At 72.4% G+C, this 25,966-nt stretch carries 19 protein-coding genes; 12 read left to right on the forward strand and 7 right to left on the reverse strand.

The genetic code is table 11. The features are described 5' to 3' along the window. Positions 1–9 precede the first annotated feature (9 nt). The 3 genes from phsA to AB0E98_RS23175 all read right to left on the reverse strand — a co-directional run bounded on the left by phsA (position 10) and on the right by AB0E98_RS23175 (position 5,927). Positions 10–1,872: an O-aminophenol oxidase PhsA gene (gene phsA / locus AB0E98_RS23165; RefSeq protein ID WP_361705622.1), complete on the reverse strand. Its 1,863-nt coding sequence runs from the start codon at positions 1,870–1,872 to the stop codon at positions 10–12. A 112-nt stretch (positions 1,873–1,984) separates the two neighbouring features. Continuing rightward, positions 1,985–3,421: a glycoside hydrolase family 47 protein gene (locus AB0E98_RS23170; protein ID WP_361705625.1), complete on the reverse strand. Its 1,437-nt coding sequence runs from the start codon at positions 3,419–3,421 to the stop codon at positions 1,985–1,987. Between the two features lie 112 nt (positions 3,422–3,533). After that, positions 3,534–5,927 carry an MMPL family transporter gene (locus tag AB0E98_RS23175; RefSeq protein ID WP_361705979.1) on the reverse strand — a complete coding sequence of 798 codons (2,394 nt, stop codon included), beginning with the start codon at positions 5,925–5,927 and terminating at the stop codon, positions 3,534–3,536. A 244-nt stretch (positions 5,928–6,171) separates the two neighbouring features. Here AB0E98_RS23175 and AB0E98_RS23180 point away from each other — a divergent pair, with 244 nt between their 5' ends. The 3 genes from AB0E98_RS23180 (at position 6,172) to AB0E98_RS23190 (ending at position 10,825) form a co-directional block, all read left to right on the forward strand. Then, positions 6,172–6,579, forward strand: a complete 408-nt coding sequence (locus tag AB0E98_RS23180) for a rodlin (protein ID WP_361705627.1) — start codon at positions 6,172–6,174, stop codon at positions 6,577–6,579. Positions 6,580–7,085: 506 nt separating this feature from the next. Then, on the forward strand, positions 7,086–8,567 hold the full coding sequence (locus AB0E98_RS23185; RefSeq protein ID WP_361705630.1) for an amino acid permease: 1,482 nt from the start codon (positions 7,086–7,088) through the stop codon (positions 8,565–8,567). 200 nt (positions 8,568–8,767) lie between these two features. Beyond that, positions 8,768–10,825: a phosphocholine-specific phospholipase C gene (locus AB0E98_RS23190; RefSeq protein WP_361705632.1), complete on the forward strand. Its 2,058-nt coding sequence runs from the start codon at positions 8,768–8,770 to the stop codon at positions 10,823–10,825. A gap of 65 nt (positions 10,826–10,890) precedes the next feature. Here AB0E98_RS23190 and AB0E98_RS23195 read toward each other — a convergent pair whose 3' ends face one another. After that, complete coding sequence (locus AB0E98_RS23195; protein ID WP_361705633.1) at positions 10,891–11,937, reverse strand: type III polyketide synthase; 1,047 nt, start codon at positions 11,935–11,937, stop codon at positions 10,891–10,893. 510 nt (positions 11,938–12,447) lie between these two features. On the opposite strand from AB0E98_RS23195, the gene AB0E98_RS23200 reads away from it, so the two are divergent. The 4 genes from AB0E98_RS23200 (at position 12,448) to AB0E98_RS23215 (ending at position 16,618) form a co-directional block, all read left to right on the forward strand. Next, complete coding sequence (locus AB0E98_RS23200) at positions 12,448–13,440, forward strand: TauD/TfdA family dioxygenase (protein WP_361705634.1); 993 nt, start codon at positions 12,448–12,450, stop codon at positions 13,438–13,440. A gap of 66 nt (positions 13,441–13,506) precedes the next feature. Continuing rightward, entirely contained in the window at positions 13,507–14,274 is a 768-nt protein-coding gene (locus AB0E98_RS23205; RefSeq protein ID WP_361705636.1) for a TSUP family transporter, read from the forward strand. A gap of 34 nt (positions 14,275–14,308) precedes the next feature. After that, positions 14,309–15,394, forward strand: a complete 1,086-nt coding sequence (locus tag AB0E98_RS23210; protein WP_361705637.1) for an alpha-hydroxy acid oxidase — start codon at positions 14,309–14,311, stop codon at positions 15,392–15,394. A gap of 120 nt (positions 15,395–15,514) precedes the next feature. Continuing rightward, positions 15,515–16,618 (forward strand): PLP-dependent aminotransferase family protein, encoded by a 1,104-nt coding sequence (locus AB0E98_RS23215; protein ID WP_361705638.1) that lies wholly within the window; start codon positions 15,515–15,517, stop codon positions 16,616–16,618. A 51-nt stretch (positions 16,619–16,669) separates the two neighbouring features. Here AB0E98_RS23215 and AB0E98_RS23220 read toward each other — a convergent pair whose 3' ends face one another. Continuing rightward, positions 16,670–18,502: an FAD-dependent oxidoreductase gene (locus AB0E98_RS23220; RefSeq protein WP_361705640.1), complete on the reverse strand. Its 1,833-nt coding sequence runs from the start codon at positions 18,500–18,502 to the stop codon at positions 16,670–16,672. A 321-nt stretch (positions 18,503–18,823) separates the two neighbouring features. Here AB0E98_RS23220 and AB0E98_RS23225 point away from each other — a divergent pair, with 321 nt between their 5' ends. Next, complete coding sequence (locus AB0E98_RS23225) at positions 18,824–20,002, forward strand: Ig-like domain-containing protein (RefSeq protein WP_361705643.1); 1,179 nt, start codon at positions 18,824–18,826, stop codon at positions 20,000–20,002. A 119-nt stretch (positions 20,003–20,121) separates the two neighbouring features. Continuing rightward, a complete protein-coding gene (locus AB0E98_RS23230) occupies positions 20,122–21,324 on the forward strand; it encodes a damage-control phosphatase ARMT1 family protein (RefSeq protein WP_361705646.1) in 1,203 nt (400 codons plus the stop codon). 21 nt (positions 21,325–21,345) lie between these two features. Here AB0E98_RS23230 and AB0E98_RS23235 read toward each other — a convergent pair whose 3' ends face one another. Beyond that, entirely contained in the window at positions 21,346–22,014 is a 669-nt protein-coding gene (locus AB0E98_RS23235; RefSeq protein WP_361705648.1) for a phosphatase PAP2 family protein, read from the reverse strand. An 82-nt stretch (positions 22,015–22,096) separates the two neighbouring features. Here AB0E98_RS23235 and AB0E98_RS23240 point away from each other — a divergent pair, with 82 nt between their 5' ends. Then, on the forward strand, positions 22,097–22,516 hold the full coding sequence (locus AB0E98_RS23240) for a BlaI/MecI/CopY family transcriptional regulator (RefSeq protein ID WP_361705651.1): 420 nt from the start codon (positions 22,097–22,099) through the stop codon (positions 22,514–22,516). Beyond that, positions 22,513–23,469: a M48 family metalloprotease gene (locus AB0E98_RS23245; RefSeq protein WP_361705653.1), complete on the forward strand. Its 957-nt coding sequence runs from the start codon at positions 22,513–22,515 to the stop codon at positions 23,467–23,469. Before AB0E98_RS23240 ends, AB0E98_RS23245 begins: the two co-directional genes overlap by 4 nt. Before the next feature lie 123 nt (positions 23,470–23,592). Here the strand turns inward: AB0E98_RS23245 and AB0E98_RS23250 are convergent, their stop codons facing one another. Then, positions 23,593–24,735, reverse strand: coding sequence for a ricin-type beta-trefoil lectin domain protein (locus tag AB0E98_RS23250; protein ID WP_361705655.1), 1,143 nt, complete (start codon positions 24,733–24,735; stop codon positions 23,593–23,595). Positions 24,736–25,136: 401 nt separating this feature from the next. Here AB0E98_RS23250 and AB0E98_RS23255 point away from each other — a divergent pair, with 401 nt between their 5' ends. Then, complete coding sequence (locus AB0E98_RS23255; protein WP_361705658.1) at positions 25,137–25,958, forward strand: hypothetical protein; 822 nt, start codon at positions 25,137–25,139, stop codon at positions 25,956–25,958. The last annotated feature ends 8 nt before the right edge of the window (positions 25,959–25,966 follow it).

Genomic DNA, 25,966 nt, shown 5'->3' on the forward strand with positions numbered 1-25,966 from the left:
CGATACCGGTCAGCCGCCGTGACCACCGTGGCCGTCATGACCACCGCCGTCATGACCACCGCCGTCGTGGCCGCCTCCGTCATGACCGCCGTCGTGGCCCCCGCCCATGCCATGGTGGAAGGCCATCACCTCGCGCGGCATGACGACATACGGCCGCATCATCCCCATGTCCTCGTGCTCCAGCAGATGGCAGTGGTACATGAACCGGCCCTTCGCGCCCTCGAACCGGCCGATGACCTTCACCAGCTGACCCGGCGGCACCTGGATCACGTCCTTCCAGCCCGCGTCGCTGTCCGACACCGGCGCCGCCCCGCCATACTCCAGCGGGGTGCGCGTACCGCCCAGCGCCTGGTCGAAGCCGCTCCCCGCGCCCGTCGGATACAGCTCCCGGCCCAGCACCTGGAAGTCGATCAGATGGATGTGCATCGGGTGCATCGGGCCGCCCAGGTTGACGAAGCTCCACTGCTCCCACGCGCCGTGCTCGACCATGAAGCCCAGCGCGTCGTCGAAGGCCGTGGCGCCCCGGCGGTAGGTGCGCACCGTGCCGTCCGGGCCCTTGAGCTGGATCACCCCCTCGCCCGGCACGGTCACCGAGCCGGGCTCCACCGGATGCATCTCCCACAGCCCCGGGTGGCCGTTGCCGGCCGTGCCGGGCGGGGTGAGGACGAGCAGCCGGTGGCCGTGCTCCGGCACGGTCTCATGAGTGAGACGCCGGAACGAGGCGGAGACGACCTCCGGCAGCGCGAACGGGTCCCGTACCTCCTCCTCGTCCACCCGGAACTGCATGATCTGCGGGTGGCGCACCCCCGCGGCCGCGTTGACCAGCCGGACCCGGCGGCCGCGCAGCGCGCCGAAGTCGATCAGTACGTCGAGGCGCTCGGCGGGCGCCACGGGCAGCGGCTCGTCCAGCGCCACGGGCCGCGGCAGCAGCCCGCCGTCCGTGCCGATCTGCCACATCGCCCCGCGCACCGGCTCGCCGGTCTCGTCGTCGACCAGCCGGAGCAGATACGTCCGGGCGTTGGCGGCGTTGAGGACCCGGAACCGGTACCACCGGGCCGCCACGTCCAGATGCGGCCAGATGACGCCGTTGACCAGCGTGTACGGGCCGGTGAACGCCCGGGTGAGGTTCCCGCCCCCGGCGTCGTGGCCCACGACGACGGTCTTGTGCAGCAGCCCGCCCGTCAGCCGGCCCTCGTCGTCCTGGTCGAGGTTGCGGTCCTGGACGATCAGCGGGATCTCGTACGCGCCGCGCGGCAGCCGCAGGGCGTCCTCCTCGTCGTCCCGCACCAGATACATCCCGGCCAGGCCCGCGAAGACGTTCCAGCGGGTGATGTCCATCGCGTGGTCGTGGTACCACCAGGCCACGGCCCGGTGGTCGTTGGGGTATTCGGAGAGCTGGCTGTCGCCGGGCGAGACGGCGTTCTCCGGCCAGCCGTCGTTGCCGCCCCCGGTGTTCGCGCCGTGCAGATGCGTGACCGTCCACGCGGGCAGCGCGGCCACCTCGGCCAGTGGCAACGCTCCGCCGCGTCCCGGCTCGTCCGCCGGGTCGGGCCCGCCCGGTACGGGGACGGCCTCGACGGCCACCACCGGGTGCGCGCCCGTCAGCCGGTTGCTCCAGGTGACGCGGAGCCGGCGGCCCCGCCGCACCTCGACGGTCGGCCCCGGGAAGTGGCCCCCGTACGTCCACACCCGGGTGGGCGGCAGCTGCGAGTGGAGTCGCACCCAGGTGACGGTCTGGTCGATCTCGATGCCGCTGCGCGCCTCGGCCCGGCCGGGCCGCAGCACCGGCGGGACACGCAACGCGTCCAGGAAGGGCGTGATTTCCGCTGCGGCTTCCTGCTTTCCGGCAGCGCCGATCACTGTCTCGGTCATGCGGTACCCCCGTACACGCTTCCCCCGTGCCGCCGGCCGGATCCCGGCGGCAGCTGTCACCACTCAAGACGCATTGGCGCACAACAGGGTTGCATATAAACGGGAGTTCGAGTCAGAGCCAGCCGAGCCGGGAGCGGGCGGGCGGCCGGGCGCCGCGCAGCACTTTGCCCTCCGTGCTCAGGTACCCGCGCGCGTAGTCGAAGCGGGGGGTGCCGGAGAAGGTGAGGTAGAGCCATTTGAAGTTCTCGGCGAAGACGTACGCGGGACAGTGGTCGCCCTTGGCCATGGGCCGGCGGGTGACGTCGGAGACGATCGTGTAGCCGCCGGGGACGCGGTGGTGGGCCTTGAGGTTCTGGAAGTAGCGCCACGCCGTGGTGCGGTAGAAGGGGTCCCCGGTCTGCCAGTACAGCTCGAAGGCGCAGTTGGCGTACTCGGGGCGCAGCTCGTTGCGGGGGTCGGTGGCCTTGAGTCCCGGATAGTCGATCTCCTCGGGGATGACGGCGTACTTGTCGAGGACGGCGGTCCAGGAGCGGTAGTAGTCCGCCGCCAGGGCGTTGTCGCCGCCCACCGGGAGGACCGCGACGGCCAGCGAGGACTGGCGCCGCCCCAGCGGGGCGCCGGTGCGGAAGTCCACCTGCCGGAACCACAGCAGCTCGCCCGACCGCTCCGCCTGGTGCTTTTTGATCGCTGCCGTGAGCGTCCGGAACCACTCCCGGCAGTCCTCGTCCCGGAACATCGTCCAGGCGCCCCACAGATACTCGTAGAAGGAGTCCACCGGGGGATTGACGGCGATCGCCGCCCGGTCCGCCCACTCGCCCGTCTCCACGTTCATGGTGGTGGCGAGCAGATCGAGCGAGGACCGCCGCCGCACCACCGCGCCCAGTGCTCCCTTGGCGGCCCGCAGATAACGCGGGTCACCGGTGAGTTCGGACAGCAGACCGAATTCGAGGATGTGGGTGCCGATCTCGGCCAGCGGCGTCGTACGGCCCGAGACCGCGCCCGTACGGAGGTTGACGAAGCGGTAGGGCATGCCGGTGGGGGAGCGGGTGAAGGCGGGCAGCAGCCGGTCCGCCAGATCGGCGCACAGCTCCAGCAGCGCCCTCCGACCGGTGACCAGATACCCCGCGAGCAGCCCGCCGACCAGCCGGATGGTCGTCTCGAAGACCTGGAAGGGGGCGTCGATGTCGAGGTCCAGCCGGTCGTCGATCCAGTCGAGGCACAGTTCTACCTCGTCGTCGAGCCCCATCAGGAAGTGGGTGTCGAGCGCCTCGACGATCGACAGCCCGACCGGGTGCCCGGCGGCGAAGAACTCCCGGTGCCCGCCCGAGACCGGCAGCACCTCGTCGTGCCCCCACGCGAACCGCTTGTAGCCGTCCCAGGCGTGGAGGAACTCGGCCCGGATCTCCCGCGCCTTCCCCGCGTCGGCCCCGGCCTCCCGCCCCCGCGCCGCCGCCCCCGGCCCTCCCCCCACGGCGACCCCGCCGACGGCCGCCAGCGCGTACAGCAGCCTGCGGCGGGTCGTGCTCACGGCGAGCGATGTGCTGATCATGACACGCGGCCCTCCTGACGCCCCGGTTCCGGTCCGGCGCCGTGATCGCAGTATGCGGCCGCCGGGCCGCTCCGGGCGGCAGGCGGGCGTGACGCGCCGCCGAGGGGCGGGTTCACGCCCCTCCGACGGGCGTCGGCGCCGGGTGACCGGACCGGCCCGCCGTGTCGGGGCCGGAGCGGCCGCGGGCGCGGTGGCGGGTGGCGGGCCACCAGTTGGCACGGCCGGCCAGCGACATGATCGCGGGGACGAGCAGGGCGCGGACGAGCGTGCAGTCGAGGAGCACGGCGACGGCCAGCCCGAAGCCGATCAGCTGGAGCATGACGAGGCCGCAGGCGGCGAGGGAGCCCATGACGACGGCGAAGACCAGCGCGGCCGAGGTGAACAGCCGCGCGGTGCGCTGGAGCCCGACGGCGACCGCGAGATCGGTGGGGCTGCCCCGGCGGTGCTCCTCGAGGATGCGGGAGAGGAGGAAGACCTCGTAGTCCATGGAGAGGCCGAAAGCGGTGCAGAACATCACCACGGGGATGACCACATCGGTGGTCCGGGGACCGTCGAGCGGCCCCAGCAGCCCGTCGAGCCGGCCCTGCTGGAAGACGGCGACGATGATCCCGAACGTCGCCGCCAGGCTCAGCGCGTTGAGCAGCACGGCCTTGACGGGCACGAGCAGGCTGCGCGTGTAGGCGAACAGCAGCACCAGTGTGGCGGCCACGGTGATCAGGACGGCCGCGGGCAGCCGGTCGCCGAGCGCGTCCTCGGTGTCGGTCAGCCGGGCGCCCGGCCCGCCCACCAGGGCCGCCGTGGGCGCGGGCTCCCGGCGCAGCCGCTCCGTGAGCAGCCGGCCGTCGGGGGAGAGGACGGAGGCGGCGCCGGGCGTCACGCTCAGCCAGGTGCCTGCGGGGCCCGTGAACCCCGTCGCCCAGGGGCCGGGCTCCGCCGTGCGGCGGCCGTGGGCGTAGACGCCCGTGGCCGTCCGCACCTGCCGTACGCCGGGGAGGCGGGAGAGCCGTGCGGCGTAGGTGTCCACGGCGGCGGTGGCGGCGTCGGGCGCCCCGGACGAGCCGCCGGTGCCCGCCCGGCCCGCCGGTTCGTCCGAGGCGGCGTCCTCGGGGGCTGCCGGGCCCTCCGGGGCCGTCGTGCCTTCCGCTCCGGCCGCCACGGCCGGGGCGGCGGCCGGCGGGGGCGTCACGAGGACGCCCGGGAGGACGACGCTCGCCGCGTTGCCGCTCTCACCGTCGAAGTCCGCGCGCAGCCGCTGCGAGGCCCGGGCGACCGGCGAGGACGCCGGGAGAATCCGGTCGTCGTACATGCCGAACCGCACGTCCGCACCGGGCGCCGCCAGCAGCCCGAGCAGCAGCAGAGTGCCGAGGGCGACCACCGCGGGCCGCCGGGTCACCCACATGGCCAGCCGGTACCAGCGGCCCTCGGCGAAGGCCCGGCGGCCGCCCCGGCGCCAGCGGGCGAAGACGTCGTAGCGGTTGACCCGGGGGCCGAGCAGCACCAGCAGCGCGGGCAGTACCAGCAGCGCCCCGGCCGCCGAGCACACCGCGACGGCCGCGCCGCCCAGGGCCAGCGAGCGCGTCAGCGGCAGGGGGAAGACCAGCAGGGCGCCCAGCGCCGCCGCCACGGTGGTCGCCGAGAAGGCGACGGCCCGGCCCGCGGTCGCGAGGACCCGCTCGGCGGCCCGTACGGGCGTCGCCCCCGCCGCGAGCTCCTCGCGGTAGCGGCTGACCATCAGCAGGCAGTAGTCGACGGCCAGCCCGAAGCCGAGCGCGGTGGCGATGTTCAGGACGAAGACCGAGACCGTCATCACCTCGCTCAGCAGTCGCAGCAGCGCGGTGGTGGTGACGACGGCGAAGGCCCCGACGACGACCGGCAGGAGCGCCGCCACCAGGCTCCCGAAGATCCACAGCATGATCAGCAGCACCAGCGGGGCGATGATCATCTCGGCGACCGTGGCGCCCTCGGTGCTCAGCCTCTCCATCTCGGCGAACAGCGCAGCCTCACCGGCGACCGTGATCTCCAGCGGCCCCGCCCGCCCGGACTCGCGGGCCGTGACGGCCTTGGCGGCCGACCGCACGGCCCGCTCGTCCCCGTGGAACCGCACCCCGACGACGGCGGCGCGCCCGTCCCGGCTGCGCAGCTCGGGCCGGGCCCGCGGCCAGTAGCCGCGCACCCAGGCGGTGTGGGGGTCGGCGGTGAGCCGCTCGGTCAGCGCCCGGCCCGCCCGGGCGGCCGCGGGATCGTCGACCGGCCCCGGTGCCGTGACGACCAGGACGAGATGGGGCTGCCCGGCCCCAAAGCGCTCCGCCAGAAAGGCGTCGGCCCGGGTGGACTGCGCCCGGGCCGGTGTCCAGCCGCCCGGGGCGAGGCGCTCCCCGACCCCGTGGCCCCCCACCGCCGCGACCAGGGCGACCAGCCCCAGCAGGAGGAGCGTGCCCAGGGCACGGCGCGGGGTGCCGTAGGCACATCGCACGAGGAACGACTTACGGGGCCGGTGGAGGAGCATCACGGGGGCGTCCTTCGCGGGTCGGCAAGCGCGCGTTCGTAGCCTCATAACATAGCGTCAAAATCGGGAAATATGCTGTCTTTGGGTGCGGCGTGGGGCGTGCTGTGCCCGCTAATAGGAGGAGTCGGTGCGTCTTCCGGGGGCCACTGGGACGAATGAGTGAGTGGTCGGAACCTCTCCGAAATGCCGGAGTTACTCAGGTCGCCTCCCGCTCGGGAGGAACACTCGACCGAAAGGCAGGGACGTGCTCCACAAGGTATTCGCGACGGTCGCCCTCACGGCTTCGGCGGTCGGGATCGCCGCCGCCCCGGCCGCGGCGCTCGATCGTGACGGTATGACCACCGTGAACGGCAACGGGTCCGAAACCGAGCACGGGGCCACGGTGACCGGCGGTCACGAGAGCCCGCAGATGACCGCCGTCCAGGGCAGCCTCGACAAGCTGTGCATCGGCGTGGGCAAGGTCAACCTGCAGTCGCTCGTGGGGCTGCTGCTCGACGTGGGCGTCCAGGACGTCCCGGTCCTCACCTCGCAGCAACAGCAGCAGTGCACGGACAACTCCACCATTCAGGACGGCGACGACCCGCTCTCGCACCTCGTGGAACAGATCCCGGTGGTCAGCGGCAACGGCTCCGGGAACGAAGAGGAGCACTGAGCGCAGGGATATGTGACCCTGGTCACCAGGGTGTGGAAGGACACAGGGGCCCCGGCAGTGCCGGGGCCCCTTTCGGCGCCCCGGGGCGGGTGCGGGAGCGCCGTAAGGAGCCTGTAAAGGGCGGCCCCGCCCGGGAATTGCCCGGGAATCGCGGAGATAGGTGGAATAGGCAGCGATATCCACACGCCGTTCACGGCTCGTAGCGGAAAGTTAAAGGGCCGTGCGCCGGGCTCCGCCTAGTCCGGGCTTTCGAAAATGTCAACTTTCCGTTAACCCTTGACGGAATCCTTGCGCGCCTCTCACCATTCAGCGCATGACCTCGTGAAACACCACCGAGGACCGGCGTCGCCAGCCGGTTCCCGGAAAGAACACCGGGCCATCGCCGGGAAGCCCCGGCGATGCAGGGGAGAGGGCCGTGCGCGGCCTTTCCCCGGGCATGGAGGTCACCCCCACATCAGCGTGCGGCCCGGTCCTGCCTCCCCCACGGAACGAAGGCGAAGAAATACATGAGTGACCGCACCCTCACTGCGGCCGACACCCCGGCTCCCGCCGCGACGTCCTCGCACGTCGACGCGGGCGACGCGGGCTACAGCAAGGACCTCAAGTCCCGCCACGTCAACATGATCGCGATCGGTGGAGCGATCGGCACCGGCCTCTTCCTCGGCGCCGGTGGCCGTCTCCACAACGCGGGCCCGTCCCTTTTCATCGCCTACGCGGTGTGCGGCCTCTTCGCCTTCTTCGTCGTCCGGGCGCTGGGCGAGCTCGTTCTCTACCGGCCGTCCTCCGGCGCGTTCGTCAGCTACGCCCGTGAGTTCATGGGGGAGAAGGGCGCCTTCACGGCTGGCTGGCTCTACTTCCTGAACTGGGCCACGACCGGTATCGCCGATATCACCGCCGTCGCGACCTATACCCATTACTGGAAAATGTTCAGCGACATCCCGCAGTGGGTGCTCGCGCTGATCGCCCTCGCGGTCGTCCTCACGGTGAACCTGATCTCCGTGAAGTACTTCGGTGAGATGGAGTTCTGGTTCGCGATCATCAAGGTCGCCGCGATCACGATCTTCATGGTCGTCGGTATCTTCCTGCTGGCCAGCAGCCACAAGGTCGGCGACAGCACCCCGGGCCTTTCCAACATCGTCGACCACGGCGGGATCTTCCCGACCGGTGTGATGCCGATGCTGCTCGTCATCCAGGGTGTCGTCTTCGCCTACGCCTCCGTCGAGCTGTGCGGTGTCGCCGCGGGTGAGACCAAGAACCCCGAGAAGATCATGCCGAAGGCGATCAACTCGATCATGTGGCGTGTCGGCCTCTTCTACGTCGGCTCGGTCATCCTGCTCGCGTTCCTGCTGCCGTACACCGCCTACCACGCCGGCGAGAGCCCGTTCGTCACCGTCCTGTCGAAGGTCGGCATTCCGGGCGCGGCGGGTGTGATGAACCTCGTGGTCCTCACCGCGGCGCTCTCCAGCCTGAACTCCGGCCTGTACTCCACCGGCCGCATCCTGCGCTCGATGGCGATGTCCGGCTCCGCGCCGAAGTTCACGGGCCTGATGAACAAGGGTCAGGTGCCCTACGGCGGCATCCTGCTCACCGCGTTCTTCTGTGTCCTGGGTGTCGGCCTGAACTTCGTCGTCCCGGCGGACGCCTTCGAGATCGTGCTGAACTTCGCCGCCATCGGCATCATCGGCACCTGGGGCATGATCATGGTCTGCTCCCTGCTCTTCTGGCGCCGGTCCAAGGACGGCCGGGTCACCCGCCCCGGCTACAAGCTCCCCTGGGCCCCGTACACCCAGATCATCACGCTGGTCTTCCTGGCCGTCGTGCTGGGCCTGATGGCGGCCGAGCCGGGCGCCGGGCGCGACACGGTGTTCTGCCTGCCGCTCATCGTGGCGGCCCTGGTCGGCGGCTGGTACCTGGTCCGCGGCCGGGTGGCCCGCGCCCAGCAGGAGGCCGCGGCCGAGAAGGCCGTCGCCACCGGCGACGACGCCTGATCCGCCACCGCCGCCTCTGACGGCTCAAGGGGCCGGACACCCATCGGGTGTCCGGCCCCTCGCCGTTTTCCGGCCCCGCACGCCTGTTCCCTCCGTGTACCACCCGCCGTCACACTGGCGACACCACCGCTTCCCCGGCGCTGGATGCTCTTGGACCACTCCGCTGCTACCAGTCCTCACACCCAAGAGGTCCCTCACCCATGGCTGAACTCAATCGACGGCGCTTCCTCCAGATCGCCGGCGCCACCGCGGGCTTCGCGGCCCTGTCGAGCAGCATCGACCGGGCCGCCGCCATCCCCGCCCGCCGCCGCTCCGGCACCATCCAGGACATCGAGCACATCGTCGTCCTGATGCAGGAGAACCGGTCCTTCGATCACTACTTCGGCTCCCTCAAGGGCGTCCGCGGCTTCGGCGACCCCCGCCCGATGACCCTGGAGAACGGGAAGACGGTCTTCCACCAGCCCGACGGCGCCAAGGACGTCCTGCCCTACCACCCGGACGCCGAGGACCTGGGCATGCAGTTCATCGCGGGCCTCAACCACGACTGGGGCGGCGGGCACAAGGCCTGGAACAACGGCAAGTACGACCGGTGGATCCCCGCGAAGTCCGCGGGCACGATGGCGTACCTGACGCGCGAGGACATCCCCTTCCACTACGCGCTCGCCGACGCCTTCACCGTCTGCGACGCCTACCACTGCTCCTTCATCGGGGCCACCGACCCCAATCGCTACTACATGTGGACGGGCCACACCGGAAACGACGGCAAGGGCGCCGGCCCGGTCCTCGGCAACGAGGAGGCCGGCTACGGCTGGACGACCTACCCCGAGCGGCTGGAGAAGGCCGGGATCTCCTGGAAGATCTACCAGGACCGGGGCGACGGCCTGGACAAGGCCGGATCGTGGGGCTGGATCAACGACGCCTACCGCGGCAACTACGGCGACAACTCCCTCCTCTACTTCGACGCCTACCGCAACGCCAAGCCCGGTGACCCGCTCCACGAGAAGGCCCGCACCGGCACGGACGTCAAGAACGGCGACGGCTACTTCGACATCCTCCGCGCCGACGTGAAGGCGGGCCGGCTCCCGCAGATCTCCTGGATCGCCGCCCCCGAGGCCTTCTCCGAGCACCCCAACTGGCCCGTCAACTACGGCGCCTGGTACATCTCCCAGGTCCTCGACGCCCTCACCTCCAACCCCGAGGTGTGGAGCAGGACTGCCCTGTTCATCACCTACGACGAGAACGACGGCTACTTCGACCACGTCGCCCCGCCCTTCCCGCCCGCCACCGCCGCGCAGGGCCTCTCCACCGTCGACACCGCCCTCGACGTCTTCGAGGGCAACGGCCACTACGCCGCCGGCCCCTACGGCCTCGGCCAGCGCGTCCCGATGATCGTCGTCTCCCCGTGGAGCACCGGCGGCTTCGTCTGCTCCGAGACCTTCGACCACACCTCGATCATCCGGTTCATGGAGTGCCGCTTCGGGGTGGCCGAGCCCAATGTCTCGCCCTGGCGCCGCGCCATCTGCGGCGACCTGACCTCGGCGTTCGACTTCCGGCTGAAGGACACGGAGCCCGCCGACCTGCCGGACACCGACGGCTACGCCCCCAAGGACCGCGAGCGCCACCCCGACTACGTGCCGAAGCCGCCCGCCAGCCCCGCCATGCCCCGGCAGGAACGGGGCACCAAGCGCACCCGGCCGCTGCCCTACGCGCCCCTGACGGACGGCGCCGCGACCCCCTCGACCGGGCGCTTCACCCTCACCTTCAGCGGGGGCGAGCACGCCGGGGCCGCCTTCACGGTCACCTCCGGGAATCGTACGGACGGCCCGTGGACGTACACCGCCGAGGCCGGCAAGAAGATCTCCGACACCTGGAACACGGTGTACTCCAAGGGCGCCTACGACCTGTCGGCGCACGGCCCCAACGGCTTCCTGCGTGTCTTCAAGGGCCCCGGCACCACCGCGGCCCCCGAGGTCACCGCCCGCCACGAAGGCCGCCACGGCCGCCTGGAGCTGACCCTGACCAACCCGGGCGGAAAGGACCGGCGGCTGACCGTCACCGACGCCTACGGCGGCAGGCCCGAGACGATCACGGTGCGGGCGGGCCGGACCGTGACGCACACCGTGGACCTGCGCCACGGCAAGCGCTGGTACGACCTGACGGTGGCCTCCGAGGCGGACCCCGGCTTCCTGCGCCGGTTCGCCGGACACGTCGAGAACGGCGAGCCCGGCGTCAGCGACCCGGCACTTCTCACGGACTGAGCCGCGCCACCGGACGGAACCGGGCCGCCCTCGCGGGGGCGGCCCCGTTCCGTCTCCCGTGCTTGCTACGGCGCCACCCACGTGCCGGTCACGGCCACCGTGGTGACCCCGGGCCCGAACGCGACGACCAGCCCCTGGGCCCCGGCGCCCGGCGGGTCGTCGAAGGTCTGCTCCAGCACGTCGAGGACGACGACGCTCGCGGTGTTGCCACGCCGGGCGAGGGAGTTCTCGCTGAGCTCGAACATGGCCGGCGGGATGCCCAGCCCCTTGCTGACCTCGTACATGATGCGCGGCCCGCCGGTGTGGCCGATCAGGAAGTCGGGCTGCGGCGCGAGCACGGGCGTCTCGTCCTCCAGCCAGCGTCTGAGGCCGGGCATCGCCTCCGCGACCACCCGCGATATCCGCGGGTTGGTGTCGAAGTGGAAGCCGAGCTCGTCGACCTCGTAGGAGATGTGGCCCAGAGTGTCCGGCGCCAGGTCCTCGTAGGAGGCGTCGAGCCGCAGCCCGGGCCGGTCCTCCCGGACGACGCAGGCCGCCGCCGCGTCGCCGAAGAGCGCGGTCGAGACGAAGGAGGCGATCCTGTCGTCCCCCGCCTGGTACGACAGCGAGCACAGCTCGACCGCGACGACCAGGGTGACGGACCCCGGGCGGACGGCCGCCAGCTCCCGGGCCCGCGCCAGCGCGTACGCGCCGCCCGCGCAGCCGACCTGGGTGAAGGCCAGCCTGCGGACGTCCCGGCGCAGCCCCAGCCGGCCCGCGACGTGCGCGTCGAGCCCCGGCAGCAGATACCCGGTGCACGAGACGAGCACGAGGTGGTCGACCTCGTCCGGCGCGGTGCCGGCCTCGGCGAGCGCGCCCAGGGCGGCCCGTACGCCCAGGTCCGTGCCGGCCTCCGCGTAGCGGCGCATGCGCTCGCCGAACGTCCGGGAGCGTATGACGTCGGCGAAAGGGTCGACGAGGTGCCGGGTACGCACCGAGGTGTTGCGCATCAGCCGCAGGGCCGTGCCGATCCTCGGATGGCCGGAGTGCAGTGCGCCCATATGGGAGACGGCCTCGTCGAGGGTCACGGTGTGTTCGGGAAGGCAGAGTACGGGGCGGCAGACGGTGGACACGGAACTCCCTGGAAAAAGGGCGGGAAGGGGAACACGGATGACCTTGGAAAGCCAACCACGCGTGCGACGGCACGTCAGGGGACCCCGTGTTACAAGTTCCTTACGCCCATCCCTCGCGCCTTGTGCGATAACACCAATGCATTGCCGGAATTTTACATTCCGTAAATGTGGCTGGCTGAAACGCTTCGTCGATGGCTCCTGGAATCCCGGTCGCGCGTCGCGCCGGCTGCCCTCGTCGTCGCAGCTCAGGGCCATGATCCAGAACCGGGGGAGAGGGTTGTGGGGGAAATGTGGCTTCGGGAAATACCCTCGTTCCCTGTCCGAAACCTCTCGTTGACATGATTTGACCCGCCCGGATAGCGTGATCGCACCTTTCCCGCCACCGGATTCCCGATCCCCCCACATCTTCTCCGCACTTCTCCTCCCCTTTTCCACGCCGCCATTCCTTGTGCCCGGCGTGTTCCGGAAAAGCGCCTGCGCCCGTGTTCGCACTTGCCTGGAGGAAACACCGTGGCCCTCGTAGCGGAAATAAAACGGACCCACCGGCTGAGCGCGCCGGACCGGGAGAAGTTATGGACGCTCTCCGAAATAGCCGCCCGCTTCCCCGACGCCGGCGCCAACGCCATGTCCTTCCTCCGGCTGGACCTGCCGCAGGCCCTGCGCGAGACCCTCCTCGACTTCGCCGAGGGCACCTCCCCCCATGGTCACGTCCTGCTGCGCGGCATCGAGGTCGGAAACGTCCCGCCCACCCCCGCCGGCCATGGCACCGCCGCCCTCGACGGCCACCCGACCGACGGGACCCTCACCCTCGTCGCAGACCTCCTCGGCTCGCTCGTCGGATACCAGGACGAGAAGTCCGGCGCCCTCATCCACGACGTCCACCCCGTGCCCGGCGAGGAGACCCGCATCGAGAACAGCGGCTCCGTGGCCTTCGACTTCCACACCGAGAACGTCCACCACCCGCTGCGCCCGGACTTCCTGGGCCTGCTCTGCCTGCGCCGCGACCACGACGGCGTCGCCGCCACCCGGGTCGCCTCCGTCCGCGAGGCGATCGCCCACCTGACGCCCGAGGACGTCGAGGCGCTGCGACTGCCCGTCTACCACAGCGCCTATCCGTCGTCCTTCACCCGCGACGCCGCCTCCGGGCCGTCACCCGTCGCCGGCCCCCACCCCGTGATCTTCGGCGACCCGGGCCGGGCCTTCCTGCGCTTCAACTCCCACCACACCCACGCCGCCGACGCCCGGGGCGCCCACGCCCTGGAGGCCCTCGCGCGGGCGCTGGAGACCGTGTGCCAGGACATCGTCCTCGAACCCGGTGACCTCGTCATCGTCGACAATCACGTCGCCGCGCACGGCCGTTCGGCGTTCGCGCCGCGCTACGACGGCGCGGACCGCTGGCTGCGCCGCTTCTACTCGCTGCGCTCCACCCCGCTGTGGGCCCGGCGCATGATGCGACGGCCGCGTGTGATCCCCAGGATGGCCGAGATCCGGGGCGTGGTGTGATCAAGGTGCCCGCCGGGCCGGCGGCGGGCACCCGGCATCGTTCCGGCACGTGAAATCGAGGACGACATGGACTGGTACGACGTGGCCGGGCTGCTCCTGGCCGCGGGCGCCGCGGGCTGGGTGGACGCCGTCGTCGGCGGCGGGGGAGTGCTGCTCATCCCCGTACTGCTGCTGACGTTCCCGCAGTTCCCGCCCGCCACCGCGCTGGGCACCAACAAGATAGCCGCGATCATGGGCACGTCCACCGCGGCCGTCATGTACGCCCGCCGCACCGAGCTGGACCGCTCCGTCGTACTGCCGGCGGCCGGACTGGCCGTCCCGTCGGCGGCGCTCGGCGCGCTGTCCGCCGCCAGCTTCCCCACCGACTGGTTCCGCCCCGTCATCATGGTGCTGCTGGTGTCCGTCGCCCTCTTCGTCGCCTTCCGCCCGAACTTCGGCGTACAGAGCCTGGAGTCGGCCACGAGCACCCGCCGCCGCATGGGCGTCATCGCCGTCGCGGGCTGCGGCATCGGCTTCTACGACGGCCTCTTCGGGCCCGGCGTGGGCACCTTCCTCATCATTCTCTTCACCTCCCTGCTGGCCAAGCAGTTCCTCGAGAGCGCCGCCATGGCCAAAGTCGTCAACGCCGGTTCCAACCTCGGCGCCCTGGCCGTCTTCGCGGTCCAGGGAAACGTCCTGTGGACCCTGGGACTCGGCATGGCGGTCGGCAATATAACCGGCGCCCTGCTGGGCTCCCGCATGGCGCTCAAGAAGGGCTCGAGATTCGTCCGCACCGTCCTCGTCCTCGTGGTGACGGGCATGGCGGTGAAGATGGCCTTCGACCAATTCGGCTGACCAGAGAAAGTCCCTTCTCCCCGGAGGACATTCAGTGGCTGCACACACGGAACTCGCCGGACTGCTCACCTTGCCGGACTTCGAACGCGCCGCGGAGGCCACGCTCTCCGCCGACATCCGGGCCTATGTGGCCGGAGGCGCCGGCACCCAGGAGACCGTCCGCGCCAACACCGCCGCCTTCGACCGGGTGTGGCTGCGCCCCCGCGCCCTCGCGACCGCCGGCACCACACCCGACACCCGCACCGGCGTCCTCGGCCAACAGCTCTCCCTGCCCGTGCTGCTCGCCCCCACCAGCCCCCAGCGGCTGCTCCACGAACACGCCGAGATCGCCACGGCGCTGGCCGCCGAGGACGCCGGCACGATCTCCGTCGTCAGCACCGACAGCCACTACGCCTACCCCGAGATCGCCGAATCCGCGCCCGGCGGAAGCTGGTTCCAGCTCTACGCCTACCGCTCCGCCGACGACGTCGCCGCCACCGTCGCCCTGGCGGAGAAGGCCGGGGCATCGGCCCTCGTCGTCACCGTGGACGCGAGCCACGCGGCCCGCCGCGTCTCCACGCTGCGCTCCGGCTTCCGCACCCCGCCCTTCGTCGACTTCGGCACCCTGCGGGCCCTGGGCATCCTCGAAGGCGACATCCCCGCCAACGCCCGCATCGACCGGCTCCCCCTGACCTGGGACGACCTGCGCCGGATCCGCGAGCAGACCACGCTGCCGCTGCTGGTGAAGGGCATCCTCGGCCCCGAGGACGCCCGCCGCTGCTTCGACCTCGGCGCCCAGGGCGTCATCGTCTCCAACCACGGCGGCCGCCAGCTCGACGGCGAGATCCCCAGCCTGGTCGCGCTGGACCAGGTCGCCTCCGCCGTGGGCGACCGGGGCGTCGTCCTCGTCGACGGCGGCATCCGCTCCGGCGTCCACGTCGTCAAGGCCCTCGCCCTGGGCGCCGACGCCGTGTGCCTGGGCCGCCCCTACCTGTGGGGCCTCGCCCTCGCCGGGCGCGGCGGCGTCCGCGCGGTGCTGGAGCTGCTGCGCCACGAGATCGAGGACACCCTGCTCCAGCTCGGCGTCGAGAGCGTCGCGGACATCGGCCCCGACCTCGTCGTACCGGCCGGTCACCACTGAGCGCTCCGCGGGAAGCGGAGTGCGTCATCTGCGGGCCGGTGGTGGCTGGTCGCGCAGTTCCTCGCGCCCCTTCGGGGCGCGTACCCCAACAGCCGTCCCCCCCCGACAACGGAGGCACCCGTGTTCCCCTTCTCCCGTGGCATCCCCCCGCGCGAGGCCATCCCCGCCCGGGAACTCGCCGCCCAGGCCGCGGCCGTCCTCGCCGACCAGCGGGACGACGTCTTCCAGTACGCGCCCATCGGCAACCACACCGGCGACCTCGCCCTGCGCGAGGAGCTCGCGAAGTTCCACGCCGCCGACCCCGAGCGGATCTTCGTCACCAACGGCTCCCTCCAGGCCCTCGACCTGCTCGCCGCCCACCTCCTGCGCGACACAGGGCCGGACGTCTACGTCGAGGCTCCTACCTACGACCGCGCCGTGCAGATATTCGAGCGCCACGGCGCCCGGGTGACGGGCATCCCCCTCCGCCACGACGGCCTCGACCTCGGCGTCCTGCGCGAGCGCCTCGCCGAACGGACGCCCGCCTTCGTCTACGTCATCCCCGACTTCCAGAACCCCAGCGGTGTCACCACCAGTGAGGACAAGCGCCGCGAACTGGTGGGCCTCGCCGAGGAGCACGGCTTCGTCGTCGTCGAGGACATCCCCTACCGGGAACTGCGTTTCGAGGGGACCGCCCCCGCCTCGCTGGCCGAGCTCTCGCCCGGCGGGCGCGTACTGACAGTGGGCTCCCTGAGCAAGATCCTCAGCCCCGGGCTGCGCGTCGGCCATGTCATCGCCGAGCCCGCCACGGTGACCGCGCTCGCCGCCCTCGCCGAGGGCACCTACCTCTCGCCCGCGCCCCTGCTCCAGGCCGTCGCCGCCCGGAGCCTGGCCGCCGGGCTGGCGACGAGCAACATCGAGCGGACCCGCCGCTTCCTGAAGCCCCGTCATGACGCGGCCGTGGCCGCCGTCCGCCGGCACCTCGGGGACGACGCGCTGATCGCCGTGCCCGAGGGCGGCTACTACGTCAGCGTGCACCTGCCCGTCCCCACGGACGAGACGACCTTCCTGGCGGCCGCGAAGACGGACGGCGTGCTCCTGACCCGGGGCTCGGCGTTCTACCCGGGGTCCGCCGCCCCGCCCGCCGGCACGGTCTTCCTGCGCCTGCCCTTCCAGGCCCTGACGCCCGACGAGTTCGCCGCCGGCGTCGAGAAGCTGGCCGCCGTCACCGCGCGCCTCGGCTGACACCACCCGCGCTCCCCGCCCGGGCCGCCGCCGGGGAGCACGGACCGGCCGTCACCGGCGCCCGGTGTCCAGGACGTGCGGCAGCCCGCGCCGCCAGCGCTCCCGGTCCTCGTGCTTGAGCACGGCGAACTCCGGTGCCTCGTACCCCCGGAACGTCCGCACCTCGGGAGCCTCCGAGGCTCCGGCGGCGGCCAGCACCCCGGCGGCCGCCCGCCGGCCCGCCTCGTTGGCCGTCTCCATCGAGGTGAAGTCGACATTGGCGTACGCCCGGACGTAGTCCGCGGCGAGGAACAGATTCCCGACGGCGGTCACGGCGTCCGGGCGCAGCTCCCAGGAGCCGGTGCTGTTGAGGAGGTACGGGTCGTCCTGGCGCAGTCCGTCCGGGCCCTCGGTGACGGCCTCGTCCAGGTACCACGAGTGCAGCAGGGAGTCGTCCAGGACGGACCGGCCGGCCCGGCCGAGGTGGGCGCGCATCTGCGCCCACACCTCCCGGGCGACCTCCTCGCGGGTGCAGTGCCGGGCGGGCCTGCCGTAGAGGATGCCCGGCGTCTCCCAGTCGGAGACGTCCACGGACAGCGACTCCCGCACCCGGCCGTCGCCCCACGTCCGCGCGTACGGCGCGCGCCAGAGCTTCGACTGGCTGATCGACACGAGCTTCCACGGGGAGTCGACGTGCACGATGTGCCCGGCGATGACCGGCGCCGGCTCCCGGAGGAAGTACTGGATGCCGTCGCACCAGGTGTGCCGCAGCCCGTCCATGGCCGTCAGCCGGGGGTCGGCCGCGCGCAGAGCGGCGTCCCACAGCCGTACGGCCCGGTCGGCGGGGACCGCCGCGACGAACCAGTCGGCGTCGATGCGTTCCCTCGTGCCCCGGTGGTCGCGGGCGGTCGCGGAGACGACGCGTCCGGCGCGGCACTCCAGATGCTCCACCGTCCGGCCGAAGGCGAACCGGACGCCGAGGGAGCGCAGGTGGGCGACCCAGGGGTCGATCCACTCCTCGCTGGTGGGCCCGGCGAAGACCCGGTCGGCCGGCCCGTCGCTGCCGAGCCCGAGCAGGTCGTAGAAGATGGCCTCCAGGCCCTGGCCGCAGGTGCGGGCGCTGGCGGTCGGGGGCCGTAGGGCCTGGAGCAGCTGGACCCCGCCGCCGAGCAGCCGTTGATAGTCCTCGGACATGCGGTCCGCCTGGATGTAGTCCCACCAGGCCAGGTGTTCCCACTGGCCGAACCGGCGCTCGTCGCAGCTGGTGAACAGCATCACGGCCAGCCGGGCGAAGTGGGCCGCCTCCCACGGCGGCAGCCGCAGGCCCTCCGTGAGCAGCCCGCCGAGCGTGGCGACCAGCAGCGGCGCGCCGGACAGGGAGAGCGAGCCGGGTCTGACGGGGAGGGGGATGTCCGGGCGGTTCCCGGTGCGGGCGAGCTCGATCCAGGTCACCGGTGTGAGCCGGCCGAAGACGGTGCCGCCGCCGGGCAGCGGGATCCGCCGGAGGGTGTCGGGGAGGTTGTGGTAGAAGCCGAAGACCCCGCGGTGGCCGTGCTCGCCGGGCAGGTCGCGGCGGCCTCCGGTGCCGCTGTGCGGGACGTACAGGGAACGGGCCTTGCCGCCGGCGACGGCGCGGCGCTCGACCACGGTCACCTCGAAGCCGCGCTCGGCGAGCTCGTGCGCGGTGGTCAGCCCGCCGACTCCCGCGCCCAGCACGGCCACCCGGCGGCCCCCGCGTCGCGCGCTCCCGCCGCCGCGCGGGGCGGCGAACGCTCCGGCGGGCCCGGCGAGACCGGCGGCGCCGACCCCGGCCGCGCCCGCCGCCCCGTACCGCAGGACGTCACGGCGGGGCAACCGCCCGCCGTCCGGCCCGGCTCCGGTGGCCTCCTTGTGTTCAGTGGTCATGTCCCCGTCCCCCTCGGTGAGCCCCGGGCGTACTCCGCACACCGTTCACGACCGGACGGTACGCGTCCGGTCAGTGCTCGGGGGAGCGATTCGGGGCGGGATCCGTCGATCGGGTCGTGGACGCCGGGCGGAGGTTTCGGCGCGGGGATCAGGGGCGCTCGGGGGCCGTGACGTCCCGTGAGGTGACGTACGAACAGGGCGTCCGGCCGCCTACTGGCTGTATCGCGCAAATGTTTCGTTTCTCCGTGCAACCGTACAAGCGTGCAGATCATCTGTAGAGGTGTCTGTCACTGCGAGAAAGTGCGAGAAAGGTTGATTCACGTGCACGTCGGAACGGGCCGTCGCTCCACCCTGTGGGCCTCCGCCCTCATGGGCTCCCTCGTCCTCACCGCCTGCTCGGGCGGCTCCGGTTCCGGGGCCGACGCCGGGGCGGAGGCCAAGGTGACCATCACCCCCGGGACCGGGACGGCCGTCAAGCTCGGCTCGCCGATCTCGGTGAAGGCCGACGGCGGGCGCCTCACCGAGGTGGAGGTGAAGGACGCCAAGGGCAACAAGGTCGAGGGCAGTCTCTCCGGTGACGGCGCCTCCTGGACCTCGGCCGGCAAGGTCGGCCCCGGCGCCACCTACACCGTGCACACCAAGGCCAAGGGCGGGAAGAGCGGCAAGGGCAAGGAGTCCGCCGCCTCCGCGACCTTCTCCACCGAGCAGGCCGAAAAGGTCAACAAGCTCACCAACACCCCCGGCAACGGCACGACCGTCGGCACGGGCATGCCGGTCTCCATCCTCTTCGACCACCCCGTCGATGCGGACAAGCGGGCCGAGATAGAGAAGTCCCTGACCGTCACCACCCAGCCGAAGGTGGAGGGCGCCTGGGGCTGGGTCAAGGACTGGTCGGGCCAGGACCGCATCGACTGGCGGCCCAAGGACTACTGGCCCACCGGCACCAAGGTCTCCGTGAAGGGCAACCTCTCGGGCGTCGACTCCGGCGAAGGCGGCTGGTTCGCCCGGAACTACGACTTCGGCTTCACCATAGGCGCCGACCACAAGGCCGTCATCGACGTCGCCGCCCACAAGCTGACGATGTACGAGAACGGCAAGGAGGTCGGCCACATCATGGGCTCCGCCGGCTCCCCGACGGACCCCACCCGGGGCGGCATCCACACCGTGCGCAGCAAGAACGCCGCGGAGACCATGGACTCCGCCACCATCGGCTACGGCAATCAGTGGATGCTCGACTCCAAGTGGGTCACCCACCTGACCGCCTCCGGCACCTTCCTCCACTCCGCGCCCTGGAACAACTCCATCGGCGTGGAGAACAACAGCCACGGCTGCTTCGGCATGACCACGAGCGACGCCAAGAAGATCTACGACTTCCTGCTGATCGGCTCCACCGTCGAGGTCAAGAACACCGACAGCACCAAGATCACGGACGTCGGCAACGGCCTCGAGGTCTGGCAGGAGAACTGGGACCAGTGGAAGAAGCGCAGCGCCCTCAAGTGACGCGGCGTCCTCTCCTGACGCCTCGTACGACGCCTCGTACGGTCTGACGCGCCGGGCCCGGCGGACCCGCCGCCGGGTACGGTGCGGAGCAGCCGCACCGTGGAGGAGAAGTGAAGGCCATGCCCGCACCCGACGACGCCCCCGTGATCCGGAGCGACGAGCCCGGCTCGTTCGCGTGGGAGGTGTGGGCCAAGCGTCACCCCGCGCTCGTCCAGCGGCTGCGCGATGCCTCTCCTTATGGGCCGGACCAGCACCGGGCCCTCGACGCCCTGCTCGCCGGGCTCGCCGGCGGAGTGATCGAGCCGCTGCCCGCCGGCGCCCACGACCTCGACCGGTGGCGGGACTGGGACCGGGGCCACCTCGGCACCTCGTGGTTCGCCGCGCCGTTCCTGTGGGCCGAGAGCTACTTCTACCGCAGGCTCCTCGACGCCGTCGGCTACTTCGCGCCCGGTCCCTGGCAGGGCGTGGACCCCTTCGCCCCGTTCAAGCACGCGGAGCTCGCGGGCCCGGCGGTCGACGACGCACTGGCCGTCCTCGACGAGCTGGAGGAGGCGGACCCCGCCGCGCGCGACGCGGCCCTGCTGCGGGCCGCGCTCTGGGGCAACCGCGCCGATCTGGGCTTCCGCATCACCGCCGGCGACATGGCCACCGCCGGTACGGACCCGGCCCTCGTCGCGGACGACAGCGCCCTGCTGTGGTCCCTGCTGCCCGAGGGCCGCCCGGCCGAGGTCCACCTCGTCGCGGACAACGCCGGCCCGGAGCTCATCCCCGACCTGGTCCTCCTCGACCACCTCCTGCGCGGCGGCCGGGCCCGCCGTGCCGTGCTGCACGTCAAGCCGTACCCGTACTACGTCTCCGACGCCACCACGGCCGACGTCGCCGACGCCCTGCGCCGGCTCCGCCGGGCGCCGGGGAGGAGCGCCGCGCAGGCGGGCGGGCGGCTGTGGCGGGCGATGGCCACCGGGGAACTCGAGGTGCGCGCCCACGCGTTCTTCTGCGCCCCGCTGCCGTACGAGGAGATGCCCGGGGACCTGCGGGCCGAGCTCGCGGCGGCGACGGTGACCGTCATGAAGGGCGATCTGAACTACCGCAGGCTCGTCGGCGACCGGCACTGGCCGGCCACGACGCCCTTCACCGGGCGGACCGCCCACTTCCCGGGGCCGGTCGCCGCGCTGCGCACCCTCAAGTCCGATGTGATCACGGGCCTGGACGAGGCGACGGTGACCGTGCTGGAGAGCGGCGGGGCGCCCTGGCGGACCAGCGGCACCCACGCCCTCGTCCAGGTCGACGCCCGGGGCCGGGCCGACGCCCGGGATCGCTGACCACGACCGCCGGGGGCTGCTTCAGTCGGCGGCCAGCAGTGGGCGCAGCCTGCCGCTCCGGGCGCGTTCCACCCAGGGCGCCGCCCGGCCGGAGGCCGCCGCCAGGGGCAGTGCGACCAGTACGCCCACCAGCGCTCCGGCGGCGACGTCGTGCGGATAGTGGGCGCCGACCCAGATCCGGGAGAAGCCCATCGCCACGGCCGCCAGGAAGGCGAGCGCCCCCAGCTTCCGGTCCAGCAGCAGCAGCGCCGTGGCGGCGGAGAAGGCGATGACCGTGTGATTGCTGGGGAAGGCCCAGTCGGACGGCGCCGGGCAGGACTCCAGCGTGAAGCTGTGCGGGATCGACCGGCAGGGCCGCACCTCGCGCACCACCGACTTGAGGATCATGTCCACGCCGTAGACGAGGACGACCACGAGGGGCACGGCCAGGGCGCGGGCCATCGTCGCGGCGTCCGCGCGCCGCGCCCGCCACCACACCACCAGCATCAGCAGCGCGAACAGGGCGAGCCCGTAGGAGGACCACGCGGACATGACGTCATTGAGCAGGTGGCCGGAGTGCCGCGCCAGCTGGGTGACGTCCGTGTACCAGCCGCCGTCGATCGTCGAGCCGTCGAAGGCGAGCGAGGTGCCCGACGGCGCGGACGCGACCGGGACGGGGGTGGCCGGAAGGGCGGAGGGTGGTGCGAGCATGGGGCGCGGGGCCTCCCATAATCGAGGGCGGGCGGGCGTGCCCACGGGCACGCCATCGTCTACATTCCGATAGACGGTCTACATGACGGTAGACGATCGCGACGAGAGGACGGTTCCGGTGACCGAGGACATACGCCGACAGGCCGGTGAGCTGGAAGCCGCCGTACTGGTCGTCCTCTGGGCGGCCGACCGCCCGCTCACACCGCCGGAGGTCCAGGCCGCGCTCACCGAGCCCCTCGCGCGCACCACGGTCGCCACCACCCTGGCCCGGCTCCACGCCAAGGGCACCCTCGACCGCGTCCGGGCCGGGCGCGCGTACGCCTACAGCCCGGCTGTCGAGGACCGGGCCGCCCTCGCCGCCCAGCGCATGCACACCGAGCTGGACAAGGGCGACGACCGGCAGGGCGTGCTCGCCCGCTTCGTCTCCCGGCTCTCCTCCGCCGACGAGGTCGTGCTGAGGGAGCTGCTGGAGCAGGCCGCCGAGCCGGGGAACCTGCCGTGACCTGGGCCGTCTGGGCGCCGCTGATCATCCCCTTCCTCGCCGTGCCGGCCGCACGCCGGCTGGCCGCCGTCCTGCCGCCGCGCCCGGCCGCGCTGCTCCTCGTCGCCACCGCCGTCACCCTCGCCTGCCTGTCCGGGGCGGCTCTGGCGCTGCTGGCGGGCGCGGCGGTGCTGCGGCTGCCCGTGGTGGCGTCGCTGGGCCATCTGTCCGTGCCGCTGCTGGAGCGCCTCGCGCCCGCGGCCGTGCCCGTCGGCGTCGTGGCGGCCCTGGCCGCCGGGGCGGTGGCCGCCGGTGTCGTCCGGGTGCTGCACGGCCACCGTGTCGCGCGGGCCCGTGTCGCCCGGGAGCTCGCCGGGCACTCCCGCGCGGGCGACCTCACCGTGCTGCCCGTCGAGGGGGCCGACGCCTACGCCCTGCCCGGCCGGCCGGGCGGTGTGGTCGTCACCGCAGGCATGCTGCGCGGCCTCGACGCGGACGAACGCGCCGTGCTGCTGGCCCACGAGCGGGCCCATCTGACGGGCCGGCACCACCTTCTGCTGCTGCTCGCGCGGCTCGCCGCCTGCGCGCACCCCGCGCTGCGCGGCCTGCGCGAACCGCTGGCCTTCCAGGTGGAGCGGTGGGCCGACGAGGCCGCCGCCGCCTCGGTCGGCGACCGCAGGCTGGCGGCCCGGGCCGTGGCCCGCGCGGCGCTGGCCGCCTCGGCCGCGCCCACCGGCCGGGCCCGCCCGGCCGGCGCGCTGGCGGCGGCCGCGGGGCCGGTGCCCCGCCGGGTGGCGGCGCTGCTGTCCGCGCCGCCGGCCACGCGGGTCTCCTTCGCCCGGGCGCGGAGCGTGGCGGCCGCGCTGCTGGTGTGCCTGCTGCTCTCCGGGGCGGCTGCTGCCGAGGCGACCACCGATCTCCACGAGGACATCGAGTCTGCCCAGGCCGGGAGCGCGGCGCCCGCCGGTTCGTAGCCGGGGAAGGGGCCCGGTCAAGGGGCCCGGTCAAGGGGCCCTGTCCGCGAAAGGGGTGCGCCCCCTGTCCGTCCGGCGTGCACCGGACGGACAGGGGGCGCGGTTTGCGTGGCGCGGTCCGTGTCAGACGCGCTTCCACTTCTGGTGGTTGCCGCCGTTGCAGTACCAGAGGCCGACCGGGGAGTCGTTCTCGGTCGCCTCGTGCGACACGTCCACGCAGAGGTTGGAGGGGACGCCGGTGATGCTGCCGTCGGCGTTGAGGTTCCACTTCTGGTTGGCGCCGCCGTTGCAGGACCAGATGATCAGCGGGGTGCCGCCGGCCGTGCCGCCGCCGGCCGCGTCGAGGCACATGTCACCGAAGACGCGCAGCTCCTTGTCGGCGGTGTAGGTCCACTTCTGGTTGTTGCCGCCCCAGCAGTTCCACAGCTGCGGCGTGGTGGTGCCCTTGTCGCTGGGCATGTCCAGGCAGCGGCCCGAGCCGACGCCCACCAGGCTGGTGGTGTTCTTGACGGTGGTGCGGATCCAGTCGCCCAGGTCGTCGGTGCGGGTGGCGACCGCGCCGGTGCGGGTCTCGCCCGGAGCGGCGCCCAGGCAGCCGCCCTGCCAGGAGCCGACGTTGACGCCGACCAGCTCGGCCTTGCCGTCCTTCTCGCGCAGCAGCGGGGCGCCCATGTCGCCCTTGCACAGTGAGTCGTCGAGGCTCTTGCCGGTGATGTTCACGGTGGTGGCGGCGAGGCCGTCCACGGTGGCCGTCGCGGTGTGCGCCTTGTTCGGCACCCACTCGGTCTTCGTCCGGCCGAATCCGACGGCCTTGAGGACCTCGCCCTTGGCGGGCGCGGCGGCGGCCAGGGCCACGGGGGCGACACCGGCGACCGGCTGGGCCAGCCGGGCCAGGACCAGGTCACGGCCGGCCTGGGGCGCCAGCTCCACGACCTCGGTGACGAGACCGGCGTCGGTGCCGAGGTCGGCGCGGCCGACGGTGGCCGTCGTCTTTGCGGACGGCTTGCCGTGCGCCAGGGAGGTGGCCTGCTGGGCGGTGTCGGTGAAGCAGCTCGCCGCCGTCACGACCCACTGCGCGTCGACCAGCGCGGCCGAACAGGACCGCTTGCCCTCGCCGATGTCGAGCTTGGCGGTGTAGGCGTAGGCCCCGTCCTTGGCCTCGGGGCCCGTGACCGCGCCCGCGGGCGCCGCGGCGAACAGCCCCGCGGCCACCGTGGCGGTGACGAGACCGGCCGACCACACCGAGCGTGAAACCCTGCCAGACATATGTCTTCCTTAACGCTTTGCGATAACGCTGAATTAAAACGCCGTATAAAAACGTGTAAAGATGCGAAGGAAGGAATCCGTGAAGGCAAGCGAAAGTGCTTGCGTGTGAAATAACCGTCCGGCATGAAGCCGGTCCCCCCGATTTTCCCCCGGTCGCGCGGCTCATTTGTATCACCCCGGAAGTCCCGGATGTCATGGAAGATCCCGTGAGGCTGCTCACAAGAAGTCCGGAACGGGAATGCGCGGGTGCACGCCTGACGAAGGGTCAAAATATCGACTCCTAATGGAATTTAAAATTCCGCCGGGCCGTCCGGCTGTCGTCGGGCCGGCGGCGGCCGTTCCCTGGTCCGTCCCGCCGCGAACTGGTGTGTGAAGTGGCCCTGGTGGGGTAGGAGTTGGCCATGGGGAGATCACTCAAGGGTTCCTTACGTGCCGTCGCCGCCCTGGCCCTCGCCTGCGCCGGAGTCCTGGCGGTCGCGCCGCCGGCCCCCGCGGCGCCGCCCGGCCCACGGGCCACCGCCGCGAGCGGCTGCGCCATGGACAACGGAGCGCGGGGCGTGGCCGGGGGCGCGGCGGGCGACCCGGTCTCCGTGACCCGGTCCGACGGCCGCGTCGACCAGTTCCAGGCGTTCTACGACAGCACGGCCACCCAGGGCCTGCCCTTCGTCTGGCACCGCGCGCAGAGCGGGCCCGGCGGCGCCTACGGAGCCTGGGAGCGCGTCAGCGCCGGCACCGTCGGCCCCAAGGCCTCCTTCCTCACCGCCACCGAGAACGCCGCGGGCGGCCTGGAGCTGTTCTGGCTCGACCACGGCGGCTTCTGCCACTCCGTCCAGGGCCCGGACGGCGGCGCCTGGTCCACCCCCGAGGGCTTCGGCCTGACCCCGTTCCCCTACCACGGCTTCCTCGTGCTCTTCACCCGCTCCGACGGCACGCTCGTCGCCATGGCCTCCTCCCGCTCCACGCAGAGCAGCATGGAGTCGCGCACCCAGTCGCCCGACGACGGGGTCTGGCAGCCGCCGGCCCCCATGGGCAAGGTCCCCGAGACCGACGTCGGCCTGAGCCAGCCGAGCACCGTCACCGAACTGCCCGACAAGCGGCTCAAGGTGACCGCCCGCGAGTGGAACCGCGACCGCTACTGGACGATCACCGAGAACGCGCCCGGCGGCGGTGCCCCCGACTGGCCCGGCCAGTGGCGGCTGTGCGCCACCTCCCGCTGCGACTGACCCGCGCG

It is taken from the genome of Streptomyces sp. NPDC037389 (assembly GCF_040636475.1).
Classification (GTDB): domain Bacteria; phylum Actinomycetota; class Actinomycetes; order Streptomycetales; family Streptomycetaceae; genus Streptomyces; species Streptomyces hesseae.

What these genes read in the sequence shown, in the direction of transcription:
- phsA (WP_361705622.1), bottom strand. Translation starts at nt 1,872, where the DNA reads ATGACCGAGACAGTGATCGGCGCTGCCGGAAAGCAGGAAGCCGCAGCG.
- AB0E98_RS23170 (WP_361705625.1), bottom strand. Translation starts at nt 3,421, where the DNA reads ATGATCAGCACATCGCTCGCCGTGAGCACGACCCGCCGCAGGCTGCTG.
- AB0E98_RS23175 (WP_361705979.1), bottom strand. Translation starts at nt 5,927, where the DNA reads ATGCTCCTCCACCGGCCCCGTAAGTCGTTCCTCGTGCGATGTGCCTAC.
- AB0E98_RS23185 (WP_361705630.1), top strand. Translation starts at nt 7,086, where the DNA reads ATGAGTGACCGCACCCTCACTGCGGCCGACACCCCGGCTCCCGCCGCG.
- AB0E98_RS23190 (WP_361705632.1), top strand. Translation starts at nt 8,768, where the DNA reads ATGGCTGAACTCAATCGACGGCGCTTCCTCCAGATCGCCGGCGCCACC.
- AB0E98_RS23205 (WP_361705636.1), top strand. Translation starts at nt 13,507, where the DNA reads ATGGACTGGTACGACGTGGCCGGGCTGCTCCTGGCCGCGGGCGCCGCG.
- AB0E98_RS23220 (WP_361705640.1), bottom strand. Translation starts at nt 18,502, where the DNA reads ATGACCACTGAACACAAGGAGGCCACCGGAGCCGGGCCGGACGGCGGG.
- AB0E98_RS23230 (WP_361705646.1), top strand. Translation starts at nt 20,122, where the DNA reads ATGCCCGCACCCGACGACGCCCCCGTGATCCGGAGCGACGAGCCCGGC.
- AB0E98_RS23235 (WP_361705648.1), bottom strand. Translation starts at nt 22,014, where the DNA reads ATGCTCGCACCACCCTCCGCCCTTCCGGCCACCCCCGTCCCGGTCGCG.
- AB0E98_RS23240 (WP_361705651.1), top strand. Translation starts at nt 22,097, where the DNA reads ATGACGGTAGACGATCGCGACGAGAGGACGGTTCCGGTGACCGAGGAC.
- AB0E98_RS23250 (WP_361705655.1), bottom strand. Translation starts at nt 24,735, where the DNA reads ATGTCTGGCAGGGTTTCACGCTCGGTGTGGTCGGCCGGTCTCGTCACC.
- AB0E98_RS23255 (WP_361705658.1), top strand. Translation starts at nt 25,137, where the DNA reads ATGGGGAGATCACTCAAGGGTTCCTTACGTGCCGTCGCCGCCCTGGCC.